This is a genomic window from Paenibacillus sp. J45TS6, from assembly GCF_018403285.1.
Taxonomy (GTDB): domain Bacteria; phylum Bacillota; class Bacilli; order Paenibacillales; family Paenibacillaceae; genus Paenibacillus.
In genome coordinates this window covers 270,768-291,800 of record NZ_BOSJ01000003.1, presented here as the reverse complement: position 1 = coordinate 291,800, position 21,033 = coordinate 270,768, and the positions used below count along the sequence as shown (strand labels likewise).

At 39.7% G+C, this 21,033-nt stretch carries 15 protein-coding genes and 1 other annotated feature; of the genes, 3 read left to right on the top strand and 12 right to left on the bottom strand.

The window, feature by feature from the left end; translation table 11 throughout:
• Positions 1–35: 35 nt before the first annotated feature.
• The 4 genes from KJS58_RS06460 to KJS58_RS06445 all read right to left on the bottom strand — a co-directional run bounded on the left by KJS58_RS06460 (position 36) and on the right by KJS58_RS06445 (position 8,509).
• A complete protein-coding gene (locus tag KJS58_RS06460; RefSeq protein WP_213531528.1) occupies positions 36–1,826 on the bottom strand; it encodes an acyl-CoA dehydrogenase family protein in 1,791 nt (596 codons plus the stop codon).
• A 456-nt stretch (positions 1,827–2,282) separates the two neighbouring features.
• Positions 2,283–2,388 (top strand) — a sequence feature (23S ribosomal RNA rRNA prediction is too short).
• Between the two features lie 230 nt (positions 2,389–2,618).
• Positions 2,619–3,824: an acetyl-CoA C-acyltransferase gene (locus KJS58_RS06455; protein WP_213531526.1), complete on the bottom strand. Its 1,206-nt coding sequence runs from the start codon at positions 3,822–3,824 to the stop codon at positions 2,619–2,621.
• 75 nt (positions 3,825–3,899) lie between these two features.
• A complete protein-coding gene (locus KJS58_RS06450; protein ID WP_213531524.1) occupies positions 3,900–6,332 on the bottom strand; it encodes a 3-hydroxyacyl-CoA dehydrogenase/enoyl-CoA hydratase family protein in 2,433 nt (810 codons plus the stop codon).
• Positions 6,329–8,509, bottom strand: a complete 2,181-nt coding sequence (locus tag KJS58_RS06445; RefSeq protein ID WP_213531522.1) for a (Fe-S)-binding protein — start codon at positions 8,507–8,509, stop codon at positions 6,329–6,331. The genes KJS58_RS06450 and KJS58_RS06445 overlap by 4 nt, the downstream gene beginning before the upstream one ends.
• Before the next feature lie 369 nt (positions 8,510–8,878).
• Between KJS58_RS06445 and KJS58_RS06440 the strand changes: the two genes are divergently transcribed.
• From KJS58_RS06440 to KJS58_RS06430, 3 genes are all read left to right on the top strand, one after another.
• Positions 8,879–9,463 (top strand): fatty acid metabolism transcriptional regulator FadR, encoded by a 585-nt coding sequence (locus KJS58_RS06440; RefSeq protein WP_213531520.1) that lies wholly within the window; start codon positions 8,879–8,881, stop codon positions 9,461–9,463.
• Between the two features lie 72 nt (positions 9,464–9,535).
• Entirely contained in the window at positions 9,536–10,303 is a 768-nt protein-coding gene (locus KJS58_RS06435; protein WP_213531518.1) for an electron transfer flavoprotein subunit beta/FixA family protein, read from the top strand.
• Positions 10,304–10,431: 128 nt separating this feature from the next.
• Entirely contained in the window at positions 10,432–11,409 is a 978-nt protein-coding gene (locus KJS58_RS06430; RefSeq protein WP_213531516.1) for an electron transfer flavoprotein subunit alpha/FixB family protein, read from the top strand.
• Between the two features lie 130 nt (positions 11,410–11,539).
• Here the strand turns inward: KJS58_RS06430 and KJS58_RS06425 are convergent, their stop codons facing one another.
• The 8 genes from KJS58_RS06425 to KJS58_RS06390 all read right to left on the bottom strand — a co-directional run bounded on the left by KJS58_RS06425 (position 11,540) and on the right by KJS58_RS06390 (position 20,395).
• A complete protein-coding gene (locus tag KJS58_RS06425; protein WP_213531514.1) occupies positions 11,540–12,169 on the bottom strand; it encodes an SGNH/GDSL hydrolase family protein in 630 nt (209 codons plus the stop codon).
• Between the two features lie 178 nt (positions 12,170–12,347).
• Positions 12,348–13,112, bottom strand: a complete 765-nt coding sequence (locus tag KJS58_RS06420) for an exodeoxyribonuclease III (protein WP_213531512.1) — start codon at positions 13,110–13,112, stop codon at positions 12,348–12,350.
• 350 nt (positions 13,113–13,462) lie between these two features.
• Complete coding sequence (locus tag KJS58_RS06415) at positions 13,463–15,208, bottom strand: DUF2326 domain-containing protein (protein WP_213531510.1); 1,746 nt, start codon at positions 15,206–15,208, stop codon at positions 13,463–13,465.
• Positions 15,205–15,450, bottom strand: coding sequence for an ABC-three component system middle component 6 (locus KJS58_RS06410; protein ID WP_213531508.1), 246 nt, complete (start codon positions 15,448–15,450; stop codon positions 15,205–15,207). Before KJS58_RS06410 ends, KJS58_RS06415 begins: the two co-directional genes overlap by 4 nt.
• An 86-nt stretch (positions 15,451–15,536) precedes the next feature.
• Positions 15,537–16,997, bottom strand: coding sequence for a metallophosphoesterase family protein (locus KJS58_RS06405; protein WP_213531506.1), 1,461 nt, complete (start codon positions 16,995–16,997; stop codon positions 15,537–15,539).
• Positions 16,998–17,362: 365 nt separating this feature from the next.
• Positions 17,363–17,887, bottom strand: a complete 525-nt coding sequence (locus KJS58_RS06400) for a PIN domain-containing protein (RefSeq protein ID WP_213531504.1) — start codon at positions 17,885–17,887, stop codon at positions 17,363–17,365.
• A 3-nt stretch (positions 17,888–17,890) separates the two neighbouring features.
• On the bottom strand, positions 17,891–19,048 hold the full coding sequence (locus tag KJS58_RS06395; protein WP_213531502.1) for a helix-turn-helix domain-containing protein: 1,158 nt from the start codon (positions 19,046–19,048) through the stop codon (positions 17,891–17,893).
• A gap of 516 nt (positions 19,049–19,564) precedes the next feature.
• Positions 19,565–20,395: an SHOCT domain-containing protein gene (locus tag KJS58_RS06390; protein ID WP_213531500.1), complete on the bottom strand. Its 831-nt coding sequence runs from the start codon at positions 20,393–20,395 to the stop codon at positions 19,565–19,567.
• Positions 20,396–21,033 lie beyond the last annotated feature (638 nt).

Below are 21,033 nucleotides of genomic sequence, written 5' to 3'. Positions count from 1 at the left end.
AAAACCATTTTATATCTAGCAAAGAAGATGCGCAGTTATACGGTATAACGTTCGTTTGTTACCACCCTAGCGGCAATGCTGCGTTTCAGTGCTACCTTGTCTACTGGACTTAATTTTGTTAGTTTTTTCAGCACAGATAACTGCATCCGGAGCATATCGCCGGATTCAAGAGAAGTGAGTGTTTCCTTGGCGGTAGCTTCCGCTCTTTGCAGCGCTTCATAAGCATACACTTTGGTCATCTCCACCATGTTCATGGCTTTTTCTTCTGATACGCGAGCTAGTTGTTTCTTTGTACGAAGCAGCGCACTCTCCAGCGCAAACACATCAATTAAAATATCCGCTAGATTGGACAAAGCCTCTTGTTCTTTCTCTAGGCTGGTACCTAGTCTCTGCACTGCAAAGCCGCCTGTGAGCAGGAATATTTTCTTCACCATATCCAGAATGTGTTCCTCTTGTCCGAGCACCCCTTCATATTCCTGAGCCGGAACCATTTGCAGCAGTTCACCTTGTAGACCTTGTGCTTTTTGCAGAAGGGCAATTTCCCCTTTTAACGCTTTTTTCACTAAGGTACCGGGTATAAGGAGGCGGTTAATTTCATTCGTTCCTTCAAATATTCGATTAATACGGGAATCTCGGTAGATTCGTTCAATTTTATATTCCTGAATGTATCCATACCCTCCATGAATCTGGACTCCTTCATCTGCAATAAAATCGAGACCTTCTGAAGAAAACACCTTATTGATCGAGCACTCAATGGCATAATCCGAAATTGCGTTTGCTGAGTGAACACCTGCATCAGGATGATTGTAATCAATGTCTGCGAGCGCTTCATCCAACAGCCCCGCTGTACGGTACACCATACTTTCCATCACAAATGTAATAATATTCATTTCGGCCAGTTTTTTACGTATGAGCGGGAAGCTCGAGATCGGGGTTTCAAATTGTTTGCGCGTATTCGCATACTTGGCACTGAGTTCTATCGATTCTTTCGACGCACCCACGGTACCTGCCGCAAGTTTATACCGACCGATGTTAAGAATATTAAAAGCAATTCGGTGACCTTTTCCAATCTCTCCGAGTAAATTTTCTTTGGGGACTTTCACATCTTCAAAAAAGAGCGGACGTGTAGAGGAACTTTTGATTCCCATTTTCTTTTCCTCCGGCCCGATCGTAAATCCTTCCATCTCTTTCTCTACTATAAAAGCAGTGAAATGCTCTCCCTCCACCTTCGCATAGACAATGAAAATATCGGCAAATCCTGCATTCGTGATATATAGTTTTGATCCATTTAAAATATAGTACTCTCCGTCCTCTGTGAGACGAGCTGTTGTCTTTGCAGCCAGAGCATCAGAACCCGATGTTGGCTCAGTCAGACAGTATGCAGCAATTTTCGCTCCGCTTGCTAAGTCGGGTAAATATTTATGTTTCTGCTCCGCTGTACCAAAGTAAACGATGGGCAGCGTCCCGATTCCGACATGAGCACCAAAGGATAGGGCAAACCCTGAACTTTTGGAAAAATACTCGGTAATGATCGTTGAGCTTACTTTATCAAGACCAATTCCTCCAAACATCTCAGGAACATCTGCTCCAAGAAGTCCAAGCTCTCCCGCTTTTTGAAGCAGCTCTACGGTCAGGTCATAATTTAGTTTCTCAAGTTCCTCATCTTTAGGAATGACTTCGCCATCAATAAAATCACGAACCGTTTCTCCAATCATGCGGTGTTCTTCGGTAAAATCCTCGGGGGTTACGATGCGATTCACATCTACGTTATCGATGATAAAACTTCCGCCTTTGATTTTTGGCTCTTTGGTTTGGTTGTCAGTCATGGGTGGTAGCTCCTTTCAGGAGGGAATTTGTGGTGGATCAGGATCGGTTTAGCATCGTTGAATTATAAATGGAGTGATTGTAGAAATGAAAAATGATAGATGTGTGGTGATGGTGGCTGCGTTGGGCGAGCATCATTGGGTGGTGCTTCGAATGCGGATCGACCTTACGATCGCTGTTGAATCTGGATTTCTTGATGGAATGGGGTAAGGTTGAAATCCAGATTCAAAGGCGAGCGCTTCGCTTCTTCAGGACGATTCCGCTTTCTACGCAAGCAGGGTTGGGTACCGCCTACAAGACATACTGCTCCTACACATATTTGGTGTAGGCAGGGGCGAGTTTCAAGGTTTCTCCCCTTGAAACTGCCTTGGGTAAAGCGAACTACTTAGTGTGAGTATGAGTAAGAATCAGCTTCGCTTCGTTCCACTTCAATTCTTGCTTTCAGCCACGAACTTAATCCTCTTTATCTGCATCACATCTTGGGGCTGAATTGGATTTCCAAGGGCTAGCTGTTCGCCCATTAAAGTGGTACGCGAGCTGGGTTCAGAACTCATGAGACAGTTCGGTACTCTTAAGACAGTTCGGTCCCTATCGCTGCTGCATCTCAAATTGAGGATAATATTAGGTAAGGTGAAATTCAGATTCATAAAGGGAAAGCTTACTTCTTCAGAGCGATTTCGTCCCTAACGCAAGTAGATTAGAGGAAAATACGTGAAATCAAGTGATAGGATTTATCTGCATTCCTCGGCAATTTGTTTAATCCAGTGTCTGCACCTGTTATGTCTTTCAATAACTTAATACCCCATACTGAACTGTTTCTGTGGGTGGACTTCAAACACCCCGGCGGCTCCCATCCCTCCGCCGATACACATACTTACTACACCGTAGCCTCCTCCCCGTCTCGCCAGTTCGGAGATCAAGCTGACCGTAAGTTTAGCACCCGTACAACCTAGAGGGTGACCTAGGGCAATTGCCCCTCCGTTCACATTCACCTTGTTCTCATCAAGTTCCAAGGCTCGAATGATATGAAGGCATTGTGATGCAAAAGCTTCATTAATTTCATAGAGATTTACATCGTCTTTTTCGATTCCTGCCATTTTAAGTGCTTTGGGAATCGCTTCGACGGGACCTACTCCCATCACCTCCGGCTCTACCCCGGCAAGGGCAAATGAACGGAAAGTAGCAAGCGGTGTAAGCCCAAGTTCCTGTGCTTTTTCACGGCTCATCACTGCAACGGCCGCTGCTCCGTCACTGGTCTGAGAAGCATTCCCTGCCGTTACCGTACCTTTGATGGAAAATGCAGGTCTCAGACGACCGAGTCCTTCCATTGAAGTATCTTCTCGTACTCCTTCATCGGTATCAAAAGTGAAGCTACGGCTGCGCAATCTTCCCTGTTCGTCTACTGAAGTAGCGGCTACAGTGACAGGTACGATTTCTTCTCGGAATCTACCGGAAGCAATCGCTGCTGCTGCTTTGCGATGACTTCCTACGGCAAAGGCATCCTGCGCTTCACGATCCACACCGAATCTTCGTGCAACCTCTTCTGCCGTATGCCCCATACCCATGTACACTTCCGGCATATCTTCCACAATCCGGTGATGAGGAGCAGGTTTGAATCCAGTCATGGGTACGTGACTCATGCTTTCCACACCGCCAGCAATGATGACATCTGCGTGCCCAAGCATAATACGCTCTGCTGCAAAAGAAATGGCTTGTAAGCCAGATGAACAGAAGCGATTGACCGTCAGCGCAGGAACCGTAACTGGGTACCCTGCATATAGCGAAATAATCCTTGCTACATTTAAACCTTGCTCACCCTCTGGCATCGCACAACCAAGAATGATATCGTCTACATCTTCTTTTTGCAGTCCGGGTGCACGGTCAATAACGGCTTCAAGTACCGCTTTCCCTAGATCTTCTACTCTCGTCTGCGCGAGACTCCCCTTCTTCGCTTTCCCGCTCGCAGTCCGAGCCAGCGATACAATCACGGCTTCTCTCATGATTTTCACCTCATCTTTTTGGATTAAAAGACTAGTTGAATCAATTTCATAACTCATTAAAATGATGAAATTGATTCAGTTACGTAGCGGTTTACCTTTGGACAACATGTGCTGCATACGCTGCTGTGTTTTCACTTCTCCAAGTAAACTGAGGAAAGCTTCCCGTTCCAGATCAAGCAAATATTGTTCACTGACAACGGTTCCTTGCGCCACATCTCCTCCTGTCAGAATGTGTGCTAGTTTTTTTGCAATCAAATAATCATGATCACTAATGTACCCGCTGTTTTTTAATCCAAGTGCTCCCACTTGCAGTACCGCGCGGCCATCTCTTCCCGCTACTCTTGCTTTAGCAGGTATTTTTGGCTGGTAACCTGCCCGCTCCATTTCAAGCACCGCTTGTTTTGCTTCGTATATACGGAAATCTTGATTCATAACGACACTGTCATGACTGCGACCATACATACGCAGCGCTTCATGACCACTCGTTGATGTTTTTGCCATGGCGATCATTTCAAAAATACGGTTTAACTCAGGCTGAAGATCTGAATCAGGATTTGGATAACGGTCACTTGTCATAAGTGCTAGTTCTTTACAACCGCCTCCCGCAGGAATGAGTCCTACACCTGTCTCGACCAATCCAAAGTAAGATTCTGCGGAGAAAATAATGCGATCTGCTGGAAGGCAAGCCTCCACACCGCCGCCTAGTGTCATTCGGTGGGGTGCTGCCACTACCGGTTTTTCAAGACCTTTTAATTTCATCATACTGCCCTGGAATAAACGGATGATATCATCCACTTCATCCCAGTCCCCGCTTTGGGCTTCCATCAGCATGAGCATGAGATTTGCGCCCACACAGAAGTTACGTCCTTCATTCGCAATAACAAGTCCGCGATAATTATTTCTCACTTCCTCGGCACTTTGCTGGATCATGACTAGAATATCTGCACCAATGGCATTGTTCGGCGAAGTGAACTCTAGACAAGCGACGTCATCTCCAAGATCAATCAGATTCGCACCCGAGTTTTGGCGAATGATCTTGTTCTGTGCCTTCAAGCTTTGAAGCGAGATCCGTTCTGGCTGTGTTTCGACTTCTTTGTAAGCTCCTTTATAGAAGTGAAGTATAGCTCCGTCTTTTTGCTCATAGAAAGACTTGTTACCCGCGGCGATCCATTCTTTGACCCAAGTTGGTACGACAAGACCTTCTGCTTCCATCCGCTGTACGGATTCGGGTAATCCAATCAGATCCCAAGTTTCAAATGGTCCAAGCTCCCAGTTAAAACCCCATTTCATTGCATTATCGATATCTTCAATGGAATCCGCGATTTCTCCTAATTTTTCAGCAGAATAGATCAGTACTTGTTTAAGCACATTCCAAGCGAGTTCCGAATAACGGTCATGGGTGGCAAGGAATGCTTTTATTTTCTTCTTTGAACCTTTTACCGCTTTTGCAGCTTCGATGGAAGCAGATCTAATTTTTGCGCTTGGATTATAGTCCATTGTGGACAGATCAAGTGAGAGTATTTTGCTGCCTTGCTCCCCTTTCACTTTCTTATAGAAACCTTGGCCGCCCTTTTCTCCAATCCAACCTTTTGCTACCAATTCATTTAGGACATCAGGTACAGCGAAAATGTCTTTCTCAGGTCCGTTTGGAACGCTGCCAAATACATTCTGAGCAACATGGACAAACGTATCGATTCCGACAAGATCCAGGGTGCGGAAGGTCGCGCTTTTCGGCCTGCCGAGGACAGGCCCCGTAGCTGCATCCACTTCTTCTACGGTATAGTTGTTCTCTTTCATTTCATGTAAAGTAACGAGCAGACCATACGTGCCAATTCGGTTAGATATAAAATTTGGCGTATCTTTTGCAAGCACGACCCCTTTGCCAAGCCTTCTTGAACAGAAGTCCGCCATAAATGCTGTGATCTGCGGATCGGTATCAAATCCAGGAATGATCTCGAGCAGCTTCATATGTCTGGGAGGGTTAAAGAAATGAGTTCCAATAAAATTCCTGCGGAAATTTTCGCTGCAGTCCTCTACCATCGCATTCACCGAGATTCCCGAAGTGTTGGTACTTACGATCGTTCCTTCTTTTACCACTCCTTCAATCTGTTTTAGAATCGATTTCTTTATGTCGAGCTTTTCCGTCACCACTTCAATAATCCAGTCCACATCTTTCAGTAGATGGAAATGATCTTCTATATTCCCCGGTGTAATTCGCTCTACAAAATCTGCCGCATAAAGCGGAGCCGAACTGGATTTAGGAAGAGCTGCAATTGCTTTTGCCGCCAGTTTATTTCTAAACTTAGGATCCGCAAGGCTTAACCCTGCTTTTTCATCCTCTGGACTTAGCGATTTTGGAACAACATCAAGCAATAAACAAGGAATGCCTGCATTGGCCAGATGGGCTGCAATACCCGACCCCATGACACCGGACCCGATAACGGCGGCTTTTGAAATCGTCCTAGAAGCAGTTTTGTGAGCCGTATCTTTTGCTAACGTTTTATTCATTTAACTACGACCTCCTGTTCGTGGGTTTCTTTCCTTCCAAATACAGACGCTTCCAAAATCTCTGCAATATCCCGAGTTTTCACTTGCTCTTCTACTTCTTGCAGCTTCGTACCATCTTCTAGCATCGTCAGGCAGTAAGGACAAGCGGAACTAATCATCGTCGGTGATACCGCAAGGGCTTGCTCCGTTCGGGCTAGATTTACCCGTTTTCCTTCATCCTCTTCCATCCACATCTGCCCGCCGCCGGCACCGCAGCACATTCCGTTTTCACGAGTTCGCTCCATCTCAAGCAGCGTTACCCCTGGGATAGCCCTTAGCACATCACGCGGCTGATCATAAACATCATTGTAACGACCAAGATAGCAGGAATCATGATACGTAATTTGTTCGTTAACCATATGTTTAGGTGAGAGTTTTCCTTCTTTTATAAGCTGGTCTAGCAGCTGCGTGTGGTGCAGCACTTCTGCCTTTAGTCCAAAATCAGGGTATTCATTCTTAAAAATGTTGAAGGTGTGCGGGCAAGCGGTGACGATTTTATCGACACCATATTTTTTAAAAATCTCAATATTCTCTGCACAGAGTTGCTGGAATAGGAATTCGTTACCCATCCGGCGCGGTGTGTCGCCTGAATTTTTTTCTTCGTTACCCAAAATGGCGAAGTTCACGCCCGCTTCATTCATTAAGCGGACAAACGCGCGTGTTATTTTTCGGCTCCGATTATCATAGGAACCCATCGAACCTACAAAAAATAAATATTCGAAGGCCGGATTCTCTTTCACGGTCAGGATCTCAAGATGAAGCGTATCTTCCGGATCGATTTCCTTCACCCATTTACTGCGTTCAGCCCGGCTGATGCCCCATGGGTTACCTTGACGTTCAATGTTCTGCATCGCTCTTTGTCCTTCTTGCGGCACACTGCCTTCCATAAGAACAAGATGTCTGCGCAGATCAACAATCTTGTCTACGTGTTCATTGGAGACTGGGCACTGATCTTCGCAATTACGGCAAGTTGTACAAGCCCATATTTCTTCTTCTGTCATCACTCCGCCAATAAGCTGAACATCCTTGACATTCACACCTTCCACCTGATGCCATGCTTTCTTCTGAGCTGCCATCGTAGGACGAATATCAGTGATACCTTCTCCCTTCCACTGCGCGAGTTCATGATCTGTACTGCTCATGGAATAAACTCCCGAGTATCCAAATACGCCAGCGGGTACCCAAGGGGATTTTGAAGTGAGTAGGGCTCCTTTTTCCGTCAAATGATCCCTCAGTTTCACGATCATGTGCATTGGAGACAGCATCTTTCCTGTGCTTGTTGCAGGACATACATTCGTACAGCGTCCACATTCAACGCATGCATAGAAATCAAGCATTTGTTTCTGAGTAAAATCTTCTATTTTACCTATACCGTAGGATTCAGCTTCTTCATCTTCGAGGTCTAATGTGGTTAATTTCCCTGGGGCATTTGTTCTGCGAAATAAAATATTGATAGGGGCTGTTATGAGATGTAAGTGTTTTGATTGAGGAACATATAGCAGGAATGATAGCAAGATTATGAGATGCAGCCACCAACATACGTAGTATAGTGCGTTTATTGCCATGTCAGGCATCCAGCTTACAGCAGCCGCAAGACTTGATGAGATCGGAGCTATTGAAGATGATGCCACGCCTTCTCTTACTCTCTCGAATGCCATGGTAAATAGCACAGATATCATAAGCGTTGTAATAAAGATGACGACAATACTAGGTTTAAACCCACGTTTTAATCGGTCCAGCTTCTCCCCATATCTGCGGTATGCCGCGTATGCGATTGCCAGAAGAATGAGAACTACCGTAACCTCTTGCATGAGAATAAATCCTTCATAACCTGGAATCGGAAGCCGATGACCACTTAGGCCTTTCCAGATAATATCCAGTGCGCCAAACTGCAAAATAATAAAACCGTAAAAGACAATAAAGTGCATAATGCCGCTTCTTGGATCTTTAAATAGTTTCGTTTGACCAAATACCTGAACGGCAAAGGTGCGTAATCGTTCGTTCACATCTCGCCTGAGGTCAGCCGGCTTTCCTAAGCGAATATACAGATACCGATGATACACGACTCTTAGGAACAGATATACCGCTAGACCGGTAACGAGGAAAAAGAGCAGCGCATTTCCGATTTGCAAGATCATCCTCATCAGCCCCTTGTATCTTCATTCTTTATCTTGAATCCTTCTCTTTACCGTCTTACTACCGTGTGTCACTCCCTTCTTTATTTCTCACCAAGCCAAGATCAGGGAAACTTGTGTATGAAGCGCTTTCATCTAGTGTGTAAAAAAGAGACTTCCATACTCCGTTTGACTGTAACACAACATGGAAATCGTCAAATAACGTGAATGATGAACGTCTCTATTTCTGTGTAAAGTAGATGTAACTGCTGCATATTTAGGATTTGTTAACCCGTCGTTGACAAGGATAAGAACGTATTCTATGATGATGAAAAGAAACTGAATGAGTATTCATTCATAAATTTAATTGTAGTCTAACATCGAGGTGACGATATGACAAGTAAAAAAACAGAAAAATATGATTTGATTCTTCAGGGCGCTCTCAAGGTATTTGCTGAAAACGGCTATCACCGTTCGCAAGTTTCCAAGATTGCCAAGGCAGCCGGCGTAGCGGATGGAACGATTTATTTGTATTTCAAAAGAAAGGAGGACATACTCATTCATCTGTTCCAAGAGAAGCTTGGAGAACTGGTAAATAAGTTTCATGAAAGCGTAGCTGAAACGAATGATGCATGTGAAGCGCTGCGAATAATATGCACCATTCATTACACGGAACTTGAGAGTAATCCAGAGCTTGCTTATGTGACTCAGATTGAAATGCGGCAAAGTGAGCTAGAACTGCGAAAAGAAATAGGGATTACGCTGAAACCTTACATCGAGCTTATCGAGAATATTGTTCAACAAGGGATCGACAATGGACAGTTTCGGGCGAACCTCAATGTGAAACTTGTGCGAAATTTAATTTTCGGTTCCATGGACGAGGTCGTTACTTCTTGGCTTTTATCTGGTCAAAAGTACTCCTTACGTGATCAAGTGGATGAAACACTTCAGTTTTTTATTCACGGCGTTTCCAAGTAGAGAGGTTCTACATCTCTACGATTCACATATAAAAAACTCACAAGCATTCATTTTGAAGGGAGAGCGTAAACGATGAAAATTGTAGTGCTCATGAAACAAACATTTGATACAGAGGAAAAAATCGTAGTGAAGCAAGGTACGATTATGGAAGATGGAGTCAAGTTTGTCATTAACCCTTATGATGAATATGCAGTGGAGGAAGCCGTTAAACTTCGTGATGAGCTTGGCGGCAGCGTAACCCTTGTATCCCTCGGTCCCAGTCGAACCGCAGAAGCGCTGCGCACTGGCCTTGCAATGGGTGCCGATGAAGCAGTCCTCATCTCGGATGATCGAATTCCGAATGATGAGTATGCTGTCTCCAAAGTTCTATATACCTATCTATCCAAAGAAAATCCGGACCTCATTCTTGGCGGTAATTTCTCAGTCGATCGCGGATCAGGCCAAGTGGCGATTCGGCTTGCAAAGCTGCTCAATATCCCCCATACCGCTTCCATCACTAAACTTACGATAAACGGTACGACCGCGGAAGTTCACCGTGACGCTGAGGGAGATCTTGAAATACTTACCCTCCCCTTACCAGCCCTATTCACCGCTCAACAAGGACTAAATGAACCCCGCTATCCTTCCCTGCCCGGCATTATGAAAGCGAAGAAAAAACCATTCAAAACCTATACACTTGAAGATCTGGACCTTACGGAGGATGAAGTGAAGCCAGCGACAAAACAAACCGAACTCACGCTCCCCCCAGAACGAAGTGCTGGGCAAATTCTAAAAGGTGAACCTGCCGAAGCGGTATCCGAACTTGTTTCCTTACTGCGAACGAAGTCTAAAGTGATTTAACTTTTGAATGCGTTTTCAATTGTGATGTTTTTATAACTGTATGGCAAGTAGAATGTCCTACATGCAATTTTTTTGTGAACCATGATCCCCTGCTTAATTTATTCTATATTGCCCGGGAGGTTAAGCTAATGAGCAAAACGATATTCATTTACGCTGAAAGCCGTGAAGGTAAGTTACGTCAAGTTGCTAAGGAGACGTTAGGTGCAGCTCAGATCATTGCGAAGGAAGGGGATACCATCTGCGCTTTTGTTGCTGGATCTCTAATTACAGAAGCGGTATCTGCGATTCTTCCTTACGGAGCAGATCAGGTTGTCGCCATGGAACATGCAGACCTTACGCACTATAATCCCGATGCTTACTTTGCTGCAATTAAGGCTGCATTGGATCAAATGAAACCAGATATCGTACTTTTTGGTCATACCGCCATTGGACGGGATCTTGCTCCGCAAGTAGCAGCCTATTTACAAGCAGGTCAAATTTCTGACGTAACCGCGATTGATAATGAAGACGGGGAAACGATTTTCACCCGGCCCCTTTATGCAGGGAAAGCATTTGAGAAACGTGTATTCGAATCCACTCCTGCTGTCGTTACCATTCGTCCAAATAATATTAAACCTGCTGAATTAAGTGAGACTGCTGCTCCATCAAGTGTAGTGGATATCGCTTATCCTGCTCCTTCCCTGCGTACCGTGATTAAAGATGTCGTGAGCAAAGCTACAGGAAAAATAGATCTGACGGAAGCCAAAGTAGTGATCTCTGGAGGCCGCGGTGTCAAGAGTGAAGAAGGATTCAAACCGCTCGAAGAACTTGCCGATTTACTAGGAGGCGCTGTCGGCGCTTCCCGTGGAGCTTGTGATGCAGGATACTGTGATTATTCCCTTCAAATCGGTCAGACCGGTAAAGTCGTTACTCCTGAGATCTATATCGCCTGCGGCATAAGCGGAGCAATCCAGCATTTGGCGGGCATGAGTCAATCCAAAGTCATTATTGCCATTAATAAAGATCCAGAAGCACCGATTTTTAAAGTCGCAGACTATGGTATTGTTGGCGATTTATTTGAAGTAGTACCGCTTCTCACCGAAGAATTCCGTAAAGTGCTTGTATAATGGGTTGATGTTGGTATTATGAAATTGATTTGATTGTAAAATAAAAAAACTACCTTTAGCTCTCATCCTTAATGGATGCTTGCAGAGGTAGTTTTTCTTTTATTGATAAAAGTTTTGTGTCTTCCCTATATTAGGATTGAACTGCATCGAGCCATGCTTTACTAATCAGTGCATGGCCTGCCGCTGTTGGGTGTACTCCATCTTCGGCCCAGAAAGCCGGATCGAGTTGCGTGCTTTTTGAAGCAAATAAACCATCTAGAGGAATATAATATGTTTTAAATTCACGAGCTAACTGGCGAATCGCATGGATTTTTGGATCAAGGTCTGCTCTCCATTCTCTCTGCCCTGCCGGAACAGGAAGAACAAATGGTTCGATGAGGACCAGTTTTGCATTTGTTTTTTCCTTGGTTTGAACAATCAGATCACGATATGTACGATAGAAATCTTCGGGTGAAGTAAATTCACCTTGATCATAATAACGCCAAGTGTCATTAATACCGATATAGATCGACACCCAATCAGGCTGATGAGCGATACAGTCCTCTTCCCATCGTTGCTGCAGATCCGTAATTCGGTTGCCGTTAATACCCCGATTTAAAAACCTCATATTTAGCTCAGGATATTGTTTCCCAACTTCAGCTGCTGTCAGCAGAGCATATCCACTGCCAAGGCTCCAATTGTTACTGTAATCTCGACCACAATCAGTAATGCTGTCTCCTATAAAAAGAACGGTCTCTCCCTGTTGAAACGGTTGGCTCACGGCTTACTTCCCCTCTCCAATTACCTGATATATACGTTCATTTCCATCCCCTATGATAACGCTATCAGTTCAAATTGGAAATAGGTTTTCGTAAAATTCCATAACAAAAATAGTTATTTTGATAAAAAGCATGACATACCTAACCTAACAAAACCAAACAAAATTGCATTAATCCATTTTATTTAGTTATATCTATTTCAAGCACGATCGGACAATGATCACTTCCGAGAACTTGACTATCGATCGATGCGTCTATTAATTGGGGAGCAATTCTCTCTGATGCTAGAAAATAATCAATACGCCAGCCGATATTTCGCTCTCGAACCTTTGCCATATAAGACCACCAGCTATATACATCTGTCTGATCAGGATAAAAATAACGGAATGTATCTACAAATCCGGATTCCAGCAGTCTCGTCATTTTCTCTCGTTCCTCATCTGTAAATCCGGAATTGCCCCGATTACTCTTCGCATTCTTGATATCTATTTCTTGGTGCGCGACATTCAGGTCTCCACAAATCACCACAGGTTTTTTCTGATCCAGGCCCGTAATATACTCTCGAAATTGTTCTTCCCACTCCAGCCGCATAGCTAGTCTCGATAGATCTCTCCGAGCATTCGGTGTATACACGTTCACCAGATAGAAAGACTCAAATTCTAAAGTGATCATTCGGCCTTCCACGTCCGGGTCTTCTTCACTCATTCCATACTGAACGGACAAAGGTTTAATACGAGTAAATATCGCAGTTCCCGAATATCCTTTTTTCTCGGCGTAACTCCAGTAATCCTGATACTCTTCCCCGAGCTCCAGTTCAATCTGTCCTTCTTGCAGTTTTGTTTCTTGTAGACAGAAAATATCCGCATCCATTTGATGAAAATAATCCATAAACCCTTTTTTCACACAAGCTCTAAGCCCATTTACGTTCCAAGATACCAGTTTCATGTCTCTCTCCTTGATGGTGTTATATTTTATCTTATTCGAATCAATTTCATAACTCATGAAGGTGTTATGAAATTGATTCTTTCAAACAAATAAAAAGAACCTCCAGCCGCTTGTTGAGGCGGTATGGAGGGTTCTTAATATCGAAAGTTAAACTCTCGAAACGAACTTACGTGTACGTCTACTCTTCAAACTCAACATTGTGATACATTTGCTGAAAACCATATTGAACTTCCCGAGGATGCACAGGCTCAGTTCGAAAAACTGGTTTGTTACAACTCACTTTTTGTATAAAATTAGAGAACGATTAAGTCCATCCCTTACTTTAATAACTTTTTAGGGAATCGGTACGTTTAAAATTTGAAACCAAAAAATCTATTCTCATCTTTGCTCCTATTTAGCTTTGCAATAACACAGTTATTGTCTTCCAGAACCTCAATGTCACTCGTATCTAATTCATCAATATTAATAGTAACGAAGTATTGCCCTCGTTCACCAGTCTTTAATTGGGAGTCAATATAGCTCAATAGCTTTGGTTTAACCGCCACATCTGGCTTTGAATAAGAACCATCATGGAATAAAAAATTAATTGGTAAATGTTTTTCAATTCTATATAATAACCAAGTCAAATCAAACATATTAATTTTCATGTATAGTCTTCCATGCGAGTTCTCATCTGGAATAGTGCATCTGATTTTAATTCTTCCGGTGGAAGCAGTACTTTTTGAGGAGTTCTCAAACTCAAAATTTAGAACTCCTATTTGATTATATGTCTCCAAGCACATCGAGTTAAATATTTTTTGTAAATATTCAACATGTTCTTTATACGTATTAAACTCATCATTCTTTATTGATGTGAGTCTCAATTTTTCAGCTTCAAGTTTGTTAATTTTATCATTTATCCCATTTTTGTTGTTGTATTCTGCTAATCTAACCTTTATTTGTGCTAATTCCATTTGTTTTTCTTCTAGTTCTTTTATTACTGAAGCAACATCTTCAACAAATTTCTTGTTTTTCAGAAGTTGACTTACATTTCTTAAGTCATCTTCTATTTTCTGTCTGTTCTCTTTTAACTCAGCTATTTCTGATTGCATGACACTTATCTTGTCATTAAAATACTTACCTCGATTGTCAACCATAAAATCATAAAAAGTTTCAATCTCTTCATAATTCCGTTTTACTTTAAATGGAAAATACCCAACAAGCTGTTCAAAAAAAGGTTCTATGTCCTTCAGTTGTTTAATGTCTCTTGTTTTCTTTGTTAAATTATTTATGTTTTTTTGATATTGCTTAATAACATGCTCCAGTTCAAATATTTTACTTTGAGTTAACTGTAGTTCAGTTTTAAGCTTTGAATATCTGTCAGTGTTAATCTGAACCCTATCTGATATCTCTAACGAATCCAAGGCAGCTTTTATTTGAGATACTTCTGATTCCAACTCTTCTTCTTTAATTTTTAGCTTGTCTACTTGAATACCGATTGATTCAATCAACTTAATTTGTTGTCTTAATGAATCAATTGAAGCCTTAATATTCTGAATCTCAAACTCAAATCTATGAGGTAGTCCAAATAAAAATGCCAAAAGAGAATAATTAACAATAGATTTTCGACCAGCCAAAGTTATATCATTAAATCCAAATTTCTCGTTCCTGACTATATATTCGCGCAGTGCCGAAAAAGAAGTTTCATTTTGTTTCAAGAATAGCAAATCACCAATTTTTTCTTTGTAATTTTTCAGAGAGTAACTCTCCCATTCGCTTATTTGAAACGAAATTTCTTCGGAAACAAGAATAAATCCCTTTTTAGGAGTATTAAGGTGACGCCCCAAATACATAATTGCTCCATTGGATTCAATCTTTAAGATCAAGAAGATGCTACGACTTATTAATTCTGAATTTTGTTCGTAAGACTTACTTATTGTCTTTCCAAGCAAGATTTCGATGCAATCTATCATCGTAGATTTGCCAACACCATTTGTCTCTTCGTTGAGTATGCTCTTTTCACCTAGAATGACATTTAGTCCAAATCGATTGAAGGGATACTTTTTTAAAATCGTTTCAGAGTCACTACTATAAATAACTAACTCGTTTAATATCATTGTATAGCCCTCATTATCATATTTTGGTTAGCACTTATTAATCCCATTGCAAAAAGCAAAGTAAGTGATAGATATAAAATTCTTTCTATGTTTAGATTTAATATGATATTTCTTTCATTAGCATACTTTAAAAATAATTCATCAACATGTAATTCATTATCTAACAACTGATATAACACTTTAGAAGTGAATAGAATATTTTCTTCTACTATTTGATGTTTAGAGACTAGGAAATAGTCCATTTTGATTACCTCCTCCGCTATGCTAATTTCTTGAACATTGACATAACGGAATAGTGAATTTATAAAGTTTATTTGACTCAGCATTTTTAAGCCTCAACCTTGTTTTCATTGAAAATATTACAGTCATAAATACTCCAACAAGTTAGAATACGGATATACCTTCTAGTCTTTGCAGGTGAATAGCTCAACGTTTCCGAATATTGTTTTTGTATCGCATCCACCATAGTTGTGAAAATAACATCCCCTGAATCATATTTACTATGAATGCCCAAATAAGTTTCAATAACTAATTCTGAAACAATTTCTTTCTTATCTGCTTCAATATATGAAGTTGAATTTAATATCTCCTCTATCGCTGTGAAATATTGAGCGTAATCAAGAAACATTTTTTCAAATGATGAGCTACAACGCATATTATCAAACTTTTCTTCGATTTCTTTTTGTTTTGTCTGATAGCTTGTAATTTCCCCCTTCTTCTTAGGATGTTGATGAAAATCAATTATGAATTGTTTAAATTCGTCCTCATCAATCCTTACTTTATCCTCAATATCATCCCTTAGAGAGGTTAAATCAACTGAAACATCTAGTTGTTTTGCTCTTTTCTCAAATTTCTTTAATTTATGTTTAAGAGTTCCGCTTTTTGCCAATCTCCCCATATCATTTGTTGTAGACCAATATTCGTCTACATTGTGCCACTTATGATACTGAACTTCCAATTCATGACTATCAAAGGCAACTTTTGCAGATATAAATCCACCAACCGCATAATCATCAGAATGTGTTGCTCCACTTACCAAATTGATGTAAGGAGTATGGACATTTGCTTCAATATGGTATTTTGGTTTATGTACATGTCCAGATAAATACATATCAATCCCAAAGTCATCAAAATTTGCAACAATACTTGTTATCTCATCTGGATGAAAACAATCAATTGTATGATGACCAATCGCTATGTTGATTTTACTTGGATCTCTCTTTAACGCTGAAAGGCAACCAATCAATTTCTGTCTTCCTATCAAAAGAGTTCCTTCTTCATTTGAAGTGTACGCTGTCAAACAGGTATTCAAGTGGATTATATTACATTTACCCTTGGTTTTAATAAAATGAAAAGACTCTCTCGGATAATCTTCTTCTGTATACTCTTTATAAAACTCAAAAAAATCTTTGAAACTTTCGAGTAATATTCCTTTAGTATCTTCTGTTTTTAAAGCTTCATCTAGCTCATCTTTTGATAATGAAGCTTTTATACCCTCTATTACATATTTTCTCGGGACGTTTCTCTTCAAATCATGATTCCCAGGAACAATAAAAATATCTTTTCTTGTTAAGTTTAGGCTTGATAATATCAAATCTAAAAAACCACTTATCTCATCATTAAAACCAGCTCCTTTGTCACTTAAGTCGCCAGTTATCAATACAAAGTCGAACCTAGTTCCCTGTGACAATTCTTTTAGATATTCTTCTAACATTAGTCTCATTTTCAACGAATCGTAGTTTGAAAAATGATGATGAATATCCGAAATTTGGATAAAGTTCGTTTCCATATAATCAACTCTTCTTTTCTAAATTTGTATTTGGGGACACATTAATCGACCCAAGTACTACCACTCAAGTTTACATCATTAAATTATCTTTTTCACCAAAATTATTACAATTCAAAACACTAAATGACTCATCCAAAACAATGATTGCTACTACCAAGTATTCATTACGGTTATTGTGGATGATAACTTATTTCGTCTTATGATCAGCGTAGCCTACTTTAATATGACCCCAAAATTCGCTAAGCACAGGATTAAATCTTATAAACCTTACTTCATAAGCTTTTCGCTTATATTTTTGTAAAAAAACTAGTACTGCCTGATTTTCTTTATTATTACATCCAATTCAAATTATCAAATTTATATATCTAATTACTTATACCTAACATTTTTAAAGCAGCTGCTTCAAATACTAGGTTTTCTTTTATATGAAATTTATACCCCTTTAATTTGTCTTGCAATTCTTTCAAATCATTATCATTTAAATAATCTTGAACATACCCTTCAACTAAAATCTCTTTTGTTCCCTTGATAAGAACACCATCTATATAATTTCTGATAAAATTAATGGCTCTCTTATCATCAGTAAGAGCAGAAGAATTAAGTTGTTTTGCTTTTACAATACAAGACAATTCTGCATCACTATATTTTTTACTTTCGGGTATTTGTGACATTTGAACTAAATCTTGAATAGTAAGATTCACTTTTTTAATTGTTTCCTTGCTGATAAGAGACTCATACTTTAGCTTAGTAGCAGTGTCAGCGTTACTTATCTCCAAATCAACATATATTGTTGTAAAAAGAAAATATTTCAACTTTCCAAACAAATCAAATCGATTTATATTGCAGAAATTTTGAATAACGCATGTATCAATAACCGCAACCGTCGTCATACATCACACCTCCATTATAAAATCCATAATATCAACTATGTGTTTTCCCTTATAAAAATCTGTATTTAGGGAATTAACTAATTTCGAAAATGTGATCACCCCATCGTCATAAGCATTTTTACATAACTTTATATACTCAAGTGATATACCATTTTTTATTAACTCTGTGATTGGTTTAACAAGATTCGGAGAAACACCTACTAATTCAGGATCTTCCTTATAATTGCTAATAACTTTAAAACTAAAATCAGATAACAGTTTATTTTTTGTGTTACTTGTAATTATTTTCAAATCTGAAAGTTTATAAATAACAACATGTTTATTCACTTTATATTTCCTACAAATAGTAATTATCCAATTGGAAAGATACTCATAGGACACGTCTTTTTTATTTATTAATTGATGATAAGCAGATGATGGCACTAAGAAATTACTAGAGAAGTTATTAGCCCTAACTTCAACATAATCATTGGTTCTTTCATAACTTATTCTTTGCTCGCTATCTGAGTCAAATAACACATGGCAATATTCATGCGCTGCTGAAAAATTTTGTCTGAAAATATCATCAACGTAGTTTATCAAAATACAATGACCGGCATAGGGATGTTTAATATATACCCCCGAGATATTTTTATCATCTAAGGTTCTTCTGAAAATGTGAATTTTTTGTTGTCGTAATAATGAATAAATATTAGGAATATCACCGACAATTTTGAGCCGATTCCTTTCGAAATCAGCTGCTAAAATCCCTTGTTGTTTTTCATTATCCACATTAAAGTCATTCATCGAATACTTCGGAGGTACAGGTTTATAAGATCCAAGCATTTCCTCAATATCATTTTTCGTTTCACATAATCTAATAAACGATTGTATAGCCCGTCTATCGTTCTTTGATAGTTCACTATTTTGTCTGAATAAACTAGTGATTTGAGATTCTGCTGACGGATAATTACCTGTAATTAAATAACGGAAATCAACTTTAAATAACTTCGATAACAATACAACAGTATCTCCTTCAAGAGTTACATATTCACCATCTTCAATCATTTTATAATCTTTTTCAGATTTATTAATATATTCTGCAACTTCATCGATAGTATACTCTTGATTTTGTCTAGCTTCTTTTAGTTTTCTCCCTAATAACCTGTAGTCAAAGCTCAATCTCAACCTCTCCTATCGATATTTACATATTACTATAGAAACAGATAGTATAACTTGTTGTTATATCCATCCTATCATATTCAATTTATTTAAACCTTTAGTATTCACTTTGGACAAGCCCCCTGTATCACGACACTATCACAACCAACTTATCATCTGCTTGTTTTTTTACAATTGATAATTATGTTCTTATACTTCTCCTTCAGATGTATTTTATCGCTTGTGAGAAACAAAAAAAGAAAAACAAAGCCCACTCGCTAGGAATCTGCAGTGGGCTCTTATAAACCTGTTATTTTATTGTGTCAGAAAAAAATTTTAGATTTTCAATTATTTAACTCGCTATGGAGGTGGGCGTCACTGTAAAAAATCTCACAATGTACTCAATGCTGAGAGAAGATTATAATTCTCTTGATACGTATACAATGAGGCAGATTAAAAGAACAATACAAACGATAGTATAACGCCTTACAAAAATAAGCCAGTAACAAGTTTTCTCCTCTTACTGGTTTATTTGTTTTACCCTATTAGCTTTTTCTTCTGTATATCAAACTCATCGCCGCTGATTATTCCCTCATCCTTTAACTGGACAAGTTTTCTAAGTTCATCAGCAACGGACACATTACTTTGAGAACTATTGCTAATCGTTGAAGTCTCTGTTCGCTTGTCTTCCTCGTCGGCTTGCCTAATAAGAACACCGATTAATTGATGACAATGATATGCTGTATTGTAGCTATCTTTATATTCCTGAGTGTCCTTTGCATATGCGGAAAATTCCGAATCTAAAAAAGCAATCTTATGTATCGGGTTTACTGTATCATTAACAATTACGTTCAACTCAATCTTCTTCACTTTTTCTTGGCTTGTCGTCGAGCCAGAAAGTCCTCCTATCAATGCCCCTACTCCTCCAGCAAGCAAACCGCCTAGCAACGCTCCTCCAATTTGGCTACCCCTGTTTGTAGAAGTAACACTCATACCATCTGTCAAAATCTCAGATTTCAATATGTCACGGTAGCTATACACTTTATCTTTGTATGAATTAAGGGAAACTAATGATATTTGCTTGTTCGTTTCGTCAATTGATAATGTAACATCGCCATTGGCTGAGGTGTATCTTTGTGACGATTTGTAGTTGGGAATACGCTTTAACCTATCATCCGTTTCATGCCGCTTCTGAGACATCTTTTCTTCTTCAAGTTCATTATTCTTCTTATAGGAGTACCACGAACCAATTCCAAATCCGATAAATAGAATCCACCCTACAATCGGATAATCACCACCGCCACCAATAGCAATGAAAAACATGATGAACGCAAGGATTGCTAATACCCCTCCAAAGCCAAGATACATTTTTACATCCCCAAATCCATAGTATATTTTAACATTTGCTCACCTTTTCGCAGGCGTCGAGATAATCATTCATTAAATCAGTTTCTTTCTTTAACTGATTAATCTCCTTATCAAGTTCTTTAATTCTTGCCTTCCGTTTATCACTCTCTGATTCACAGGCTGTTCCCAGTAGAATCAAACATATACAAGTAAAGCTGATTATGTAGTTCCTTATTCTCATCTTCACGCACCTTCCTAGTTCTAAAGTCACATACCAAATATAGTATCGTATATATAATATTCTTTCAATAAAAATTCTGATATAAGATTATGTGAATGTCCACACTCCTTCCATACGCTTGAACGGAAGGGAAGTGAAAGAATGTCTTCTGATTTTTTATAACTCGTTGGAGAACGTATGAGAATGTTACGCAAAGAAAACGGCCACACACAGGAAACTTTGTTTGAAAAAGCGAAATCCACGTTACATATATTTCACATATTGAGCCCAGCGAACGAAACATTTCGACGGAAAACTAAAGAAAGTGATTTCGGATTTAGATGTGAATACAATTGAGTTATTCGAATTGAAGGAATAGAAGCTATCGAAGATAGGGCTGATAAAAGGCTTCTCATCAAAGCAATTAACTCGTTATTAA

Excerpts from the sequence above, each read along its gene's own strand:
- KJS58_RS06460 (WP_213531528.1), bottom strand. The coding sequence starts at position 1,826 with ATGACTGACAACCAAACCAAAGAGCCAAAAATCAAAGGCGGAAGTTTT.
- KJS58_RS06455 (WP_213531526.1), bottom strand. The coding sequence starts at position 3,824 with ATGAGAGAAGCCGTGATTGTATCGCTGGCTCGGACTGCGAGCGGGAAA.
- KJS58_RS06450 (WP_213531524.1), bottom strand. The coding sequence starts at position 6,332 with ATGAATAAAACGTTAGCAAAAGATACGGCTCACAAAACTGCTTCTAGG.
- KJS58_RS06445 (WP_213531522.1), bottom strand. The coding sequence starts at position 8,509 with ATGATCTTGCAAATCGGAAATGCGCTGCTCTTTTTCCTCGTTACCGGT.
- KJS58_RS06440 (WP_213531520.1), top strand. The coding sequence starts at position 8,879 with ATGACAAGTAAAAAAACAGAAAAATATGATTTGATTCTTCAGGGCGCT.
- KJS58_RS06435 (WP_213531518.1), top strand. The coding sequence starts at position 9,536 with ATGAAAATTGTAGTGCTCATGAAACAAACATTTGATACAGAGGAAAAA.
- KJS58_RS06430 (WP_213531516.1), top strand. The coding sequence starts at position 10,432 with ATGAGCAAAACGATATTCATTTACGCTGAAAGCCGTGAAGGTAAGTTA.
- KJS58_RS06420 (WP_213531512.1), bottom strand. The coding sequence starts at position 13,112 with ATGAAACTGGTATCTTGGAACGTAAATGGGCTTAGAGCTTGTGTGAAA.
- KJS58_RS06415 (WP_213531510.1), bottom strand. The coding sequence starts at position 15,208 with ATGATATTAAACGAGTTAGTTATTTATAGTAGTGACTCTGAAACGATT.
- KJS58_RS06410 (WP_213531508.1), bottom strand. The coding sequence starts at position 15,450 with ATGGACTATTTCCTAGTCTCTAAACATCAAATAGTAGAAGAAAATATT.
- KJS58_RS06405 (WP_213531506.1), bottom strand. The coding sequence starts at position 16,997 with ATGGAAACGAACTTTATCCAAATTTCGGATATTCATCATCATTTTTCA.
- KJS58_RS06400 (WP_213531504.1), bottom strand. The coding sequence starts at position 17,887 with ATGACGACGGTTGCGGTTATTGATACATGCGTTATTCAAAATTTCTGC.
- KJS58_RS06390 (WP_213531500.1), bottom strand. The coding sequence starts at position 20,395 with ATGTATCTTGGCTTTGGAGGGGTATTAGCAATCCTTGCGTTCATCATG.